Here is a 12,377-nt window from a genome sequence, read left to right on the forward strand (position 1 = left end):
ATGCCGCAATGCGGCATCCCGAGGAGACCCGAGCCATGAGCGCCTACGAATTCGAATGGATGCGGCTGACCGCCGAGGAGCTGCGCGCCCGCGCCGCCGAGGATGCCATGGTCATCATCCCCGTCGCCTCCATGGAACAGCACGGCCCGCACCTGGCGACCGGCGTCGACATCATCCTCGGCACCGCCGTCGCGCATGAGACGGCGAGGCGCCTGGCCGCGGCCGGCCAGCCCGTCGTCGTCACCCCCTGCGTCTGGACCGGCCTTGCCGAGCACCACATGGCCTTCGGCGGCACCGTGACGCTGGAGTACGAGAGCTTCGCCGGGGTGCTGCGGGGGATCGTGAGATCCGCCTCCCGCCACGGCTTCCGCAAGGTGATGCTGCTGAACGGCCATGGCGGCAATGCCGAGGCGGTCGCGGTCTGCGCCGGGGAATGCGCCATCGAATTCGGCATCAAGGTGGCCGGCGGCACCTACTGGCACGTGGTGCCCGAGGTGATCGGCCCGCTGCTGGACCGCCAGGCCGGGCTGATGCATGCCTGCGAGGCCGAGACCAGCATGATCATGCACCTCCGCCCCGACAGCGTCCGCACCGGACGCCTGGCCGAGGCCTTCGGCCCGATGTCGACGCGCATCGAGGGCCAGCCGACCGGCCTCGCCATGCGGCGCTCCTTCAAGGCGCTGTCGCCCAGCGGCGTCATCGGCGACGCCCGCACCGCCACCGCCGAGAAGGGCGAGGCGCTGCTGGCCGCCATCGCGGGCAGGATGGCCGAGGTGCTGGCCAACCCGAAGCTCTGGGCATGAGCCCGGATACGACCCCGGCGCTGCTGGTCGGCCATGCCGCCTGGGCGGCGCTGGCGGTGCCGCCCCCGGGCCATGCCTTCGCCCGCGAGGAGGGCCGGCTGGACCCGGCGGAATACACCGCCGTGGTCCGCGCCTCCGGCCTGGCGCGGCCGGTCGGGGACGCGGCGCGGATGGCGGCCATGGTCGCCGGCTCCAACCTCATCGTCACCGCGCGGGATGCGGCCGGCCGGCTGGTCGGCGCCGCCCGCAGCTTCACCGACTTCGCCTATGGCTGCTACCTGTCGGACCTCTGCGTCGACCCGGCGGCGCAGGGTCGGGGCATCGGCCGGGCGCTGATCGCCGAGACCAAGCGGATCATCGGCCCCGGCTGCATGCTGCTGCTGCTCTCGGCACCCGATCCCATGACCTGGTACCCGAAGCTCGGCATGGAGCCGGTGGCAAATGGTTTCATCATCCGCCGCGACGGCTGAAACCGCTGCCGCTCCCGGTAGTTCAACCTGAAGGCTTCGCGATGGCGGCGGGGCACAGGGTGAGGGTCGATGCTGAACCGGGTCTGGGCACTGCTGCGCGCGACGGTCGAGGGCTACATCGAGGACGAGGCGATGGGCCGCGGCGCCGCCATCGCCTACTACACCATCTTCTCGATCGCCCCGCTGCTGGTCATCGCCACCGCCACCGCCGGGTTCTTCTTCGGCGAGGCCGCGGTGCAGGGCGCCCTGGCCGAGGAATTGCGCGGCCTGCTCGGCGTCACCGGCGCCGAGGCGGTCGAGGCCATGGTCCGCGGCGCGAACAACCGCACCTCCGGCACCATCGCCACGCTGATCGGCGTGGCGACGCTGCTGCTGACCGCGAGCGGCGTCTTCGGCGAGCTGCAGTCGGCGCTGAACGCCATCTGGCGGGTGCAGCCGGCCGAGGGCGACACCGTGACCCGGCTGATGCGGGCGAAGCTGGCCAGCCTCGGGCTGGTCGCCGCCACCGGCTTCCTGCTGCTGGTCTCGCTGGTCGCCAGCGCCGTGCTCTCGGCCATCGCCACCTGGTTCGACTCGGTGCTGCCCGGCACCCTGCTCCTGCTCGGGCTGGCGAATTTCCTGCTGTCCTTCCTGATGGTCGCGGTGCTGTTCGGGGCGATCTACAAGATCCTGCCGGCCCGCCCGGTCGCCTGGCGGGACGTGACGGTGGGCGCGCTGGTCACCGCGATGCTGTTCACCATCGGCAAGTCGCTGATCGGCTGGTACGTCGGCAGCAGCAGCTTCGGCACCGGCTACGGCGCCGCCGGGGCGCTGATGATCGTGCTGCTCTGGGTCTACTACTCTGCCCAGGTCTTCCTGCTCGGCGCCGAGTTCACCCGCGCCTGGGGCGGCTTCCACGGCACCGAGGCGGCGGTCGCGGCGCTCTCCGAGCCGGCCCAGCCGCGCCAGCACCTCCGCCAGCAGCAGAAGAAGACCGAGGCCGGGCATTTCCTCGGCGGCGCCGCGGCCATGGCGCTGGTGATGGCGGTCTTCCGCCGCCGGCGCTGAGCGTTCAGGCCCGGTCCCGCACCACCCGCAGCACCGCGTCGGCGTAGCGCTCGAGCTTGCTGCGGCCGACGCCGGGGATCATCGCCAGCTCCTCGGCATCCTCCGGCCGCCGCTCGGCGATCGCCGCCAGCGTGTCGTTCTGGAAGATGACATAGGCCGGCACGCCCTGGTCGGCGGCCTCGCGCTTGCGCCACGCGCGCAGCGCGTCGAACAGCGCGTCGCCGGCCATGGCCGGCTCGGCGGCGCGGCCGGCGCGGGTGGTGCGCGGCTCGGCCCGGGCGGTCAGCATCTCCTCGCGCAGCAGCACCTTCTCCTCGCCCTTCAGGATCGGCCGCGCGGCATCGGTCGGCACCAGCTCGCCATGGTTCTCGATGGCGACGTCGAGCGCGCCGCGGGCGACCAGCTGCCGGGCGACGCCCTTCCAGGCGGCCTCCGACAGGTCGGTGCCGATGCCGAAGGTCTTCAGCTTGTCATGGGCGAATTGCGCCACCTTCGGCGTCAGCTTGCCGCGCAGCACGTCGACCACGTGGCCGAGGCCGAAGTGGGAGCCGTTGTTCAGCCGGGTCCGCAGCACCGCGCTCAGCAGCTTCTGCGCCGGGACGGTGCCGTCGAACAGCTTCGGCGGCTCGCGGCAGATGTCGCAGGCGCCGCAGCTCTCGGGGTTGTCGCCCTCGAGGGATTCGCCGAAGCACCGCAGCAGGATCTTGCGCCGGCAGGTCGCCGCCTCGGCGATCGAGACCATGGCCTCGAGCCGCGCCCGCTCGATCCGCTTCTGCTCCGGCATGGCCGGGCTTTCCTGGATGCGGTGGCGGGCCAGCGCGATGTCGCCGGCGCCATACAGCAATAGGGCCCGGGCGGGCAGCCCGTCGCGGCCGGCGCGGCCGATCTCCTGGTACCAGCTCTCGGGCGACTTCGGCAGGTCGAGGTGGCAGACCCAGCGGACGTCGGGCCGGTCGATGCCCATGCCGAAGGCGATGGTCGCGGCCATGATGACGGCATCGCCGCGGGCGAAGCGGCGGTGGCTGTCCCGCTTGGCCGCCGGGTCCATGCCGGCGTGGAAGCAGAGCGCGTCGTGGCCGTCGGCGCGCAGCCATTCGGCGGTCTGCTCGGTCTTGGCCCGGGTGCCGCAGTAGACGATGCCGGCGCCGGCGCCGTCGCCGGCCGATTTCACGAAGGCCCGGAGCTGCGCCCGCTCCTGCTCCCGCGCCGCGGCGCTGATGAAGATGTTCGGCCGGTCGAAGCCGCCGCGGAACACCGGGCTGTCCTGCAGGCCGAGCTGGACCCGGATGTCCTCGACCGTGCGCGGGTCGGCGGTCGCGGTCAGCGCCAGCCGGGGCACATCGGGGAAGCGCTCGGCCAGCATGCCGAGGCCGCGGTATTCCGGGCGGAAGTGGTGGCCCCACTGGCTGACGCAATGCGCCTCGTCGATGGCGAACAGCGCGATCGGGTGCTCGGCCAGGCGGGTGAGGGTATTGTCGAAGGACAGCCGCTCGGGCGAGACATACAGCAGCTTGATGGCCCCGCGCGCCAGGTCCCGCCGGACCTCCCGCGCCTGGTCCTCCGGCAGGTCGGAGTGCAGCGCCGCCGCGGCGACGCCCTGCTGCCGCATGGCGGCGACCTGGTCCTCCATCAGCGCGATCAGCGGCGAGACCACGACGCCGAGGCCCTCGCGGCAGAGCGCCGGCACCTGGAAGCACAGCGACTTGCCGCCGCCGGTCGGCATCAGCACCAGGCCGGAGCCGCCCCCCAGCACGTGCCGGACGATCTCCTCCTGCCGGCCGCGGAAGCCGGTGTGGCCGAAGATGCGGTGCAGCACCTCGGCCGGGTCGGTGCCGGGCCGGACCGGCACCGGGGAGTCCATCGCAGCGGGCACGGGCAGATCGGGCATGGGAGTGTCATGCCATGTCCCGCCCCCCGCGTCAGCCGGCAAGCACCGGCCGCAACGGCTGCGGCGGCCGGCGCCCCGCGCTATTCGCCGATGAGGACTTCGACCCGGCGGCTCTCGACCGCCATCTGCTCGAAGGCCACGGGGCCGCGCGGCTCCAGCCGGATGCGCCCGCGGTCGATGCCGGAGGCGACCAGCTGGTCTGCCACGTTGCGGGCCCGCGCCTCGGCCAGGCTGCGGGCGAAGGCGGGGCTGCTGGCGGAATCGGGCGCGGCGAAGCCGCGCACCCGGACCGGGGCGCTGCCCATGGTCTTGGCCCGCTCGGCGAGGTCGGCGACCAGGGCCCCGGCATTCTCGTCGAGCGCCGCGCTGTCGGCGGTGAAGTAGATCACCGTCCGGGGCGCCGGGCGGGACGCCGTGCCGGGCGTTTGGCAGGCGGCGAGGCCGAGCAGCGGCAGGGCGGCGAACAGAAGGCGGCGGCGCATCAGGATGACTCCGGAAAGGATGGGACTGATCAGTCGTGTAAACGCCCGCGGGCGTCAACCGTTGAGGGTGGCCTCCGGCGCATCCAGGCGGCTTGGCGGCAGCGGCGGCCCGCCGCCTCAGCGCGAGCAGGCGGCCCCGCCGAGCACGCAGAAGCGGGCGCAATGCGGGTGGTTCAGCGCCACCGGGCGGGACGCCTCGGCCAGGGTCCCGCCCAGCTCGAACTGCGGGTCGTAGGGCAGCAGCGTGCAGGCGACCACCGCCGGCCGCGCCGCCCCGCGCCGCTTCACCACCATGCGCGAGGAGGCGCACATCAGGCTCTCCGGGCTGAGCCGCAGCAGGCCCCAGCAGGCGGTGGTGATCTCCGGCACGTCGACCGCGGCATCCATCTCGGGGAAGAGCATCAGCGCCACCGGGTCGGCGGCATCGACCGGGATGCCCCGGTCGGCAAAGAGCGCGGCGAAGCCGGCCCGCAGCGCCGCCTCCCCTTCCCCGCCGAAGGCGGCGCGGCCGGCGACGTTCACCCGGAAGCCGTTCTGCGCCAGCCAGGCCAGCCCCTCGATGGCGACGGCGAAGCTGCCGTCCTGGCGTTCGAGGTCGTGCAGCAGGGCGCCGTAATGGTCGAGGCTGACCCGGAGCGTCAGCCGGTCGCCGTAGCGGTCGCGCAGCGCCAGCAGCGCCGCGGCCTGGTTGCGCATCGGCTTCATCGCGTTGGTCAGCACCAGGGCGCGGTGGCCGCGGGCCAGCGCCTCCTCCAGCATCGCCGGCAGGTCGCGGTTGAGGAAGGGCTCGCCGCCGGTGAAGCCGATCTCCTCGACCGGCAGCGCGTCCCGCTCGATCTCCTCGAGGAAGGTGCGGCACTCGGCGGCGGTCAGGTAGACCAGCGCGTCGTTGCGCGGGCTGCTCTCGATGTAGCAGTTGCGGCAGGTGACGTTGCACAGCGTGCCGGTGTTGAGCCAGAGGGTGCGCAGCCCGGCGAGCGCCACGCTGGCCCGCGCCTCCCCCCGGGCGGTCAGCTGCGGGTCGCGGAATTTGGCCGGGTCCAGGCGAAGCGGGGCAACGGGGGGGCTGACGGACACGCGGCGGGCTCCTTGCGAGGCAGGCGGCAGGCAACAGGGTATTCGCCGGGGCCGGCCAGCCGGATACCGCGCCACCCTAACGCGGCAGCCGGGCAAAGGCGGCATCCCCTCGGGCCGGAGTCCGATCCGGCTTTTTTCCGGCGTATCGTTTCAGATGCGTCGGAATATGTTATTGTCAGGCCGAAACCGAATTGCGCCCGGGAGGACGACCCATGTCCGGAATGGCGATCCCCGCGACGACCCGGCTGCGGCAGCGCGGCCTGGCCTCCTGGCGCCGCGCCGCCGCCCCTGCCGCCCCCGGGGCCGCCCGCCTGCCCGGCCTGGGCCTCGCCCTGCTGGCCGCGGTGCTGCTGCCGGTCCTGACCCTTTCCGCCATGAGCCGCATCAGCTGGCTGGCCAGCTGGTCCGGCGCCGAGCGGGAGCTCTCGCGCAGCGCCGAGGCGGCGGCGGAATACGCCGTCCGCACCATCGAGGCCCAGCGCTTCGCCGCCGACGTGACCAACGACCTGCTGCAGGGCCTGTCGGACGCCGAGGTGCGGGACCGGGAAGCCGAGCTGCACCAGGCCCTGGCGCGGCTGGCCGGCCGGCTGGCCCTGGTGCGGCACATCACCGTCTCGGACCGCGAGGCCCGGGTGCTGCTCAGCACCAGCACCGCCTCGGTGCCGCAGCCGCTGTCCCTCGCCGACCGGGACTGGGTGATCGCGCTGCGCCAGCCCGGGGCGCCCCGCTGGCACGTCAGCCGGCTCTTCGCCGGCCGGCTCGACGGCCGGCTCTTCTTCGCCGTCAACCGGCGCCGCGAGGCGGGCGGCAACGGCCTGGCGGCCGGCGCCTACGACGGCGCCATCAGCGTCTCCATGGATCCGAACGCGGTCGCCGCCGGCTTCACCGCGCTGGGCGGCGAGCCCGGGGACGTCACCGCCCTGGTGCGCTCGGACGGCGAGGTGCTGGTGCGGACGCCGGGCGCCCAGGAGGCCCTGCCGCCGATCCCGGCCGGCAGCGCCCTGCGCCGGGCCGCGGCCGAGGGGCGGGCGCGGGGCAGCTACGTCGGCCACCCCCTCGCCGGCAACGCCGGCCAGGCCGGCGCCCGCCGGCTCATCGCCTTCCGCCAGGTGGCGGACCTGCCGCTCTATGTCACCGTCGCCAGGCCGCAGCGGCTCATCGCCGCGCAGTGGCGCCGGACCGTCGCGCGGCAGCTCGCCATCGGCGTCCCGGCCTCGCTGCTGGTCATCGGCCTCGCCCTGCTGGCGCTGCGGCGGAGCCGGGCGGCGGCGGCGGCCGAGGCGGCGCTGCAGCGGGAGACGGCGCAGCGCGCCGTGGCCGAGGCGCGGCAGCAGGCCGGGGCCGAGTTCCGCGCCGTCTTCGACAGCGGCATCATGGGCATGGCGATCATCGATTTGCGGGACTGGCGGGCGCTGGCGGTCAACGACCGGCTGCTGGAGATGACCGGGCTGCGGCGGGCGGAGCTGCCGGCGCGCGGCATCGCCTGGCCGCCGCCCGGGCCCGCGGCGGGCGCGGCCGGCCCCTACTGGCCGCCGGTCGAGCGGGACTGGCTGCGGCCGGACGGCTCCGCCCTGCCGCTGCGCCTCGCCTCCGCCCTGCTGCCGGGCCGGCCGGGCCGCTGCGTCGTCATCGCCCAGGATATCACCGAGCAGCGGCAGGCGGAGCACCGCCGCGACCTGCTGCGCCGGGAGGTCGACCACCGCGCCAAGAACGCGCTGGCCACCGCCCGCGCCGCCCTGCGGCTGACCCGCGCCCCGGACCTCGACAGCTTCGTCCGCGCCGTCGACGGCCGGATCAGCGCCCTGGCCGAGGCCATGTCGGTGCTGGCCGACACCGGCTGGGAGGGGGCCGAGCTGGAGACCCTGCTGGCCACCGCGGTGAAGCCCTTCGAGAGCCAGGGCGACGGCGCCCGGCCCCGCATCAGCCTCGCCGGCCCCGGCCTGACCCTGGCCCCGACCGCGGTGCAGCCGCTTGCCATGGCCATCCACGAGCTGGCGACCAACGCGACGAAATACGGCGCCCTCTCGGTCGCCGGGGGCGAGGTCTCGATCCGCTGGGAGATGGTCCGGGCCACGCCGCCGCAGCTGCGGATCCTCTGGCGCGAGAGCGGCGGGCCGGCCGCCGGGCAGCCGCCGGCGCGGCCCGGCTTCGGCACCCGGGTGCTGGAGGCGACCATCCGCAGCCAGCTCGGCGGCAGCTTGACCCAGCACTGGCAGGAGGCCGGGCTGGCCTGCGAGATCGGGATGCCGGCGGCCCGGGTGCTGCGCGGCGCCGAGGCCTGAGCCGACGCTACCCCGCCGCCTGCCGCGCCCAGCCGCCGGCCAGCAGCAGGATGCGGCCCGGCCGTTCCACCCCGGTCAGGCGGTGGGTGATGAGGATGACGGTGCGGCCGGTGGTCACCGCCTCCAGCGTCTCGAGGAAGGCCCGCTCGGTCTCGGCATCGAGGCCGGCGGTGGGCTCGTCCAGGATCAGCACCGGCGCCGCCGAGAGCAGCACCCGGGCCAGCGCCAGCCGCCGCGCCTGGCCGCCGGAGAAGCGGGCGCCGCCCTCGCCGCAGCGGGTCTCGAGCCCTTCCGGCAGGGCCCGCACCAGGGTGCCGATCCCGGCCCGGTCGAGCGCCCGCCACAGCGCCGCCTCCGGCGCCAGCGGGGCTGCGATGCGGAGGTTGGCGGCGATGCTGTCGTCGAACAGCCTTGCGTCCTGGGTCAGGCAGGCGATCCGGCGGCGGACGTCGGCGGCCGCCAGGGTGGCGATGTCGACCCCGCCCAGGGTGATCCGCCCGGCCTGCGGCGCCGCCAGCTTCAGCAGCAGCGCGGCGAGGCTCGACTTGCCGATGCCGGAGGGGCCGAGCAGGGCGAGGTGGCTGCCCTCGGCGATCTCCAGCTCCAGCCCCGCGAAGACCGCCGGGCGGTCCGGCGCCCAGCGGAAGTCGAGCCCCTCGATCCGCAGCGCGTGGCCGGTGGGCAGTGCGGCCGGCCGGGCCGGCTCGGTCAGCGGCGCCGGGGCGTCGGCCGCCTCGAACAGCCGGCGGGCGCCGGCGGCGGCGGCGGCGAGCGCGGTGCCGGCCCGCGGCAGGATGCCGATGCTCTCGGCGGTGGCGAGCGCCAGGAACAGCGCCAGCACCGCCAGCGCCACCCCGGCGCTGCCGGCGGCCAGCCCCCAGGCCAGGGCGCCGAGCAGGGCGGCCTGGGTCAGCAGGGTGCCGGCGGCACCGGCGAGGGCGGCGCGGCCAGCCAGCCGGCGCTGCGCTTGCCCGAGGCTGGTCGCCTCCCGCGCCAGCGCGGCGCCGGCCGCGGCCTCGCCATTGGCGGCGAGCGTGTCCTCGATCCCGAGCAGCGGGTCGACGGCGGCGGCGCGCAGGCGCCCCTGGGCCTCGGCCGCCTCGGTCGCGGCACGGGCGGCGCCGGGGGCGAGCAGCAGCGGCAGCGCCAGGGCGACGGCCAGCGGCAGGGCCACGGCGGCGGCCAGCAGCGGCGCGCCGAGCAGCAGCGCCGCGACCACCGCCACCATGGCCAGCGCCGCGGCGACCGGGATGATCACCTTGAGATAGAGCCCGTCCAGCGCCTCGACATCCGCCACCATCCGGCCGAGCAGGTCGCCCGAGCGGCGCAGCCCGATGCCGGCCGGCAGGCGCTCGGCCAGCCGGCGGAAGAACCAGACCCGGGTATCGGCCAGCGCCCGGAAGGTGGCGGCGTGCGTGACCATGCGCTCGGCCCAGCGGGCGGCGGGCCGGAGGCCGATCAGCGGCCGCAGCAGCAGGAAGGCGACGGTGCCGGCCACCGCGGCGCCGCCCAGCACGGCGGCGACCGCCTGGCCCGCCAGCGCCAGCAGCGCCGCGCCGATCAGCGCCGAGAGCATGGTGATGCCGACGCCGGCCAGCAGCCAGCCGGTGCGGCCGCGCCAGAGGCCGAGGACGCGGAGCAGGTCGGCGGTCACGCCTGGATCGCCCGGTTGCTGCCGGCGACCCGGCCGCCGCTGATCTCGAGCACCCGGCCCAGCCGGGCGCGGGCGGCGGCGGAATGGCTGGCGATGATGGCGGTGCGGCCCAGGCAGAGCTTCAGCAGGCTGTCGATCACCTCGGCCTCGGTGCCGGGGTCGAGATGCGCGGTCGGCTCGTCCAGCAGGACCAGCGGGGTGTCGCGCAGGAAGGCGCGGGCCAGCGCCACCCGCTGCGCCTGGCCGCCCGAGAGGCCCCAGCCGCCCTCGCCCACCAGGGTATCGAGCCCCTGCGGCAGGCCGGCGGCGAAATCCGCGACCCGGGCGGCGCGGGCGGCGGCCTCGACCTGCGCCGCGGTGGCCTCCGGCCGGGCGAAGCGGATGTTCTCCCGCAGGCTGGCGCGGAAGAGGTGCGGCTTCTGCCCGATGTAGGAGGAGATCCGGCGCAGCTCGGCCGGGCGCAGCGCCGTGGCGTCCTGGCCGTTGATCGCGATGCGCCCGGCCTCGGGCCGGTTGAAGCCCATCAGCAGCCGCAGCACCGAGGACTTGCCGGCGCCCGAGGGCCCGGCCAGCACCAGCGTCTCCCCGGCATTGACCCGGAAGGACAGGCCATCGAGGGCCGGGGCGCGGGCGGCGTCGTAGCTGAGCCGGACCTCGGTGAAGGTGACCACCACCTTGGGCGGCATCTCCTGCAGCAGCAGCCCCTCCGGCTCGGGCTCCAGCAGCAGCGGCGCCAGGGCGGCGGCGGCGCCGGCGGCGGCCATGCGCTCGTGGTAGGCGGCGGCGAAGGCCCGCAGCGGGGCGAAGAAGGCCGGGACCAGCAGCAGGCAGAAGAGCCCGGCGGTCGGGTCGCCGCCGGGCAGCCCGCCGTGCCGCCAGGCGATGCAGGCGAGCGCCAGCGCCGAGAGCAGTTCCAGCGCGGTGCCCGAGAGGAAGGCGACCCGCAGCACCTTCATGGTGCGGACGCGGAGTTCGTCGGCCGCCTCGCCCAGTGCCTCGGCCTCGGCCTCCTGCCGGTTGAACAGCACCAGCGTCGGCAAGCCGCGCATGCGGTCGAGGAAGCGGCCGGAGAGCCGCTCCAGGGATTCGAACTGGCGGCGGCTGGCGGTCGCCGCGCCGATGCCGGTGGCGGCCATGGCGAAGGGATACAGCAGGCCGGCGATGGCCAGCAGCAGGCCGCTTTGCGGGTCGGCCCAGGTGGCGGCGGCGATGACCAGCAGCGGCGCCAGCAGGGCCAGGGTCGCGGTCGGCAGCCAGCGGCCGAAGTAGCCGTCCAGCGCCTCGACCCGGTCGACCACGAGGCTGGCCCGCTCCCCCACGCCGCGCGGGTCGGCCGGGCCGGCGGCGAGCAGCCGGGCGAAGGTGAGGTCGCGCAGCCGGGTGCGGGCGGCCTCCCCGGCGGCGAGCTGGGCGCGTTCCTGGGCCAGGCCCAGCGCGACGCCGAGCGCCGCCAGCGCCGCGGCGGCGGCAAGCTCGGGCCAGCCGGCCGCGGCCGAGCCAGCGAGCTGGCCCAGCAGCGCCGCCAGCAGCCGGGCCACCAGCCAGGTGGTGCCCAAGGCCGCCAGGGTCGCGGCCACGCCGAGGCCGACGGGCAGCATCACATGCGCACGGAGCGCCCGGGATTCACGGCGCAGCAGGATGCGCGCCGCATCCTGCTGGCCAGCCGAGGAAGAAGCCATCGTGCCAGTCTATGCCTTGGACGGCGGCGCGTCACCTTGCGCCGCCGCAAGCCGGCGGGCACATGCGGGCAACATTCCGCGGAGCCTGCGCATGCTGCCGAGCCACGGCCGATACGCCTATGCCCCCTGGCCCGGCCGGGCGCGCTACGCCTGGCCGGGCGGGGCGAAGCTCGCCGTCTACCTCGGGGTGAACCTCGAGCATTTCGCCTTCGGCGAGGGGCTCGGGGCCGAACTCGCACCCGGAGGGCCGCAGCCGGACGTGCTGAACTTCGCCTGGCGCGACTACGGCAACCGGGTCGGCGGCTGGCGGCTGCTCGAGCTGCTGGACCAGCTCGGGCTGCCGGCCACGGTGCTGCTGAACAGCGCGATGTACGGCCATGCCCCGCAGCTGGTCACGGCCCACCGGGCCCGGGGCGACGAGATCGCCGGCCACGGCCGGACCAATTCCGAACGCCAGTCGGTGATGCCGGAAGCGGCGGAGCGGGCGCTGATCGCCGAGAGCACCGCCGCCATCCTGGCGCATGAGGGGGTGGCGCCGCGCGGCTGGCTCTCCCCCTGGATCGCCGAGAGCCGGGCGACGCCGGAGCTGCTGGCCAAGGCCGGCTACCGGTACACGCTGAACTGGTGCGCCGACGACCAGCCGATCTGGCTGGCGACGGAGGCGGGGCGGCTGCTCGCCATCCCCTATCCGCAGGAGGTGAACGACATCCCCGCGGTGGTGGCGCGGAAGGACGGCGCCGAGGCCTTCGCCGCCATGGTGCTGGCGGATTTCGCGGAGCGGCTGGAACAGGTGGCCCGCGACGGCATCCCGCAGGTAATGGGGATCGCGCTGCACCCCTACATCATCGGCCAGCCCTACCGGCTGCGGGCGCTGCGCCGGGCGCTGGCGGCGATCGCCGCGCGGCGCGGCGAGGTCTGGATCACCACCGCCGGCGCCATCCACGACCACGTGACGGGCTTGCCGGAGGGGAGCATCCCCTGAAGCCCGCCGCCCC

The 12,377-nt window shown here is 75.3% G+C and carries 10 protein-coding genes; 5 read left to right on the forward strand and 5 right to left on the reverse strand.

Annotated features, from left to right (window positions below):
* The first annotated feature begins 35 nt into the window (after positions 1–35).
* The 3 genes from QWZ14_RS19630 (at position 36) to QWZ14_RS19640 (ending at position 2,320) form a co-directional block, all read left to right on the forward strand.
* Positions 36–803: a creatininase family protein gene (locus QWZ14_RS19630; protein WP_290318517.1), complete on the forward strand. Its 768-nt coding sequence runs from the start codon at positions 36–38 to the stop codon at positions 801–803.
* On the forward strand, positions 800–1,273 hold the full coding sequence (locus tag QWZ14_RS19635) for a GNAT family N-acetyltransferase (protein ID WP_290318518.1): 474 nt from the start codon (positions 800–802) through the stop codon (positions 1,271–1,273). The genes QWZ14_RS19630 and QWZ14_RS19635 overlap by 4 nt, the downstream gene beginning before the upstream one ends.
* 69 nt (positions 1,274–1,342) lie before the next feature.
* Positions 1,343–2,320 carry a YihY/virulence factor BrkB family protein gene (locus QWZ14_RS19640; RefSeq protein WP_290318519.1) on the forward strand — a complete coding sequence of 326 codons (978 nt, stop codon included), beginning with the start codon at positions 1,343–1,345 and terminating at the stop codon, positions 2,318–2,320.
* A gap of 4 nt (positions 2,321–2,324) precedes the next feature.
* On the opposite strand, the gene recQ is transcribed toward QWZ14_RS19640, so the two are convergent.
* The 3 genes from recQ to QWZ14_RS19655 all read right to left on the reverse strand — a co-directional run bounded on the left by recQ (position 2,325) and on the right by QWZ14_RS19655 (position 5,767).
* Positions 2,325–4,208, reverse strand: coding sequence for a DNA helicase RecQ (gene recQ / locus QWZ14_RS19645; protein WP_290318520.1), 1,884 nt, complete (start codon positions 4,206–4,208; stop codon positions 2,325–2,327).
* An 80-nt stretch (positions 4,209–4,288) separates the two neighbouring features.
* Complete coding sequence (locus QWZ14_RS19650) at positions 4,289–4,690, reverse strand: OmpA family protein (protein ID WP_290318521.1); 402 nt, start codon at positions 4,688–4,690, stop codon at positions 4,289–4,291.
* Positions 4,691–4,807: 117 nt separating this feature from the next.
* The gene (locus QWZ14_RS19655; protein WP_290318522.1) at positions 4,808–5,767 is read right to left on the reverse strand and encodes a radical SAM protein; all 960 of its coding nucleotides are present in this window, start codon (positions 5,765–5,767) and stop codon (positions 4,808–4,810) included.
* Positions 5,768–5,979: 212 nt separating this feature from the next.
* On the opposite strand from QWZ14_RS19655, the gene QWZ14_RS19660 reads away from it, so the two are divergent.
* Complete coding sequence (locus QWZ14_RS19660; RefSeq protein WP_290318523.1) at positions 5,980–8,049, forward strand: HWE histidine kinase domain-containing protein; 2,070 nt, start codon at positions 5,980–5,982, stop codon at positions 8,047–8,049.
* Positions 8,050–8,056: 7 nt separating this feature from the next.
* On the opposite strand, the gene cydC is transcribed toward QWZ14_RS19660, so the two are convergent.
* Together cydC and cydD are read right to left on the reverse strand one after the other, a co-directional pair.
* Positions 8,057–9,703 carry a thiol reductant ABC exporter subunit CydC gene (gene cydC / locus QWZ14_RS19665; protein ID WP_290318524.1) on the reverse strand — a complete coding sequence of 549 codons (1,647 nt, stop codon included), beginning with the start codon at positions 9,701–9,703 and terminating at the stop codon, positions 8,057–8,059.
* Entirely contained in the window at positions 9,700–11,382 is a 1,683-nt protein-coding gene (gene cydD / locus QWZ14_RS19670) for a thiol reductant ABC exporter subunit CydD (RefSeq protein WP_290318525.1), read from the reverse strand. The genes cydC and cydD overlap by 4 nt, the downstream gene beginning before the upstream one ends.
* A gap of 91 nt (positions 11,383–11,473) precedes the next feature.
* On the opposite strand from cydD, the gene QWZ14_RS19675 reads away from it, so the two are divergent.
* Complete coding sequence (locus QWZ14_RS19675; protein WP_290318526.1) at positions 11,474–12,364, forward strand: polysaccharide deacetylase family protein; 891 nt, start codon at positions 11,474–11,476, stop codon at positions 12,362–12,364.
* The last annotated feature ends 13 nt before the right edge of the window (positions 12,365–12,377 follow it).

The organism is Paeniroseomonas aquatica (assembly GCF_030409335.1).
Lineage (GTDB): Bacteria > Pseudomonadota > Alphaproteobacteria > Acetobacterales > Acetobacteraceae > Belnapia > Belnapia aquatica.

What these genes read in the sequence shown, in the direction of transcription:
- QWZ14_RS19630 (WP_290318517.1), top strand. Translation starts at nt 36, where the DNA reads ATGAGCGCCTACGAATTCGAATGGATGCGGCTGACCGCCGAGGAGCTG.
- QWZ14_RS19635 (WP_290318518.1), top strand. Translation starts at nt 800, where the DNA reads ATGAGCCCGGATACGACCCCGGCGCTGCTGGTCGGCCATGCCGCCTGG.
- QWZ14_RS19640 (WP_290318519.1), top strand. Translation starts at nt 1,343, where the DNA reads ATGCTGAACCGGGTCTGGGCACTGCTGCGCGCGACGGTCGAGGGCTAC.
- recQ (WP_290318520.1), bottom strand. Translation starts at nt 4,208, where the DNA reads ATGCCCGATCTGCCCGTGCCCGCTGCGATGGACTCCCCGGTGCCGGTC.
- QWZ14_RS19650 (WP_290318521.1), bottom strand. Translation starts at nt 4,690, where the DNA reads ATGCGCCGCCGCCTTCTGTTCGCCGCCCTGCCGCTGCTCGGCCTCGCC.
- QWZ14_RS19660 (WP_290318523.1), top strand. Translation starts at nt 5,980, where the DNA reads ATGTCCGGAATGGCGATCCCCGCGACGACCCGGCTGCGGCAGCGCGGC.
- cydD (WP_290318525.1), bottom strand. Translation starts at nt 11,382, where the DNA reads ATGGCTTCTTCCTCGGCTGGCCAGCAGGATGCGGCGCGCATCCTGCTG.
- QWZ14_RS19675 (WP_290318526.1), top strand. Translation starts at nt 11,474, where the DNA reads ATGCTGCCGAGCCACGGCCGATACGCCTATGCCCCCTGGCCCGGCCGG.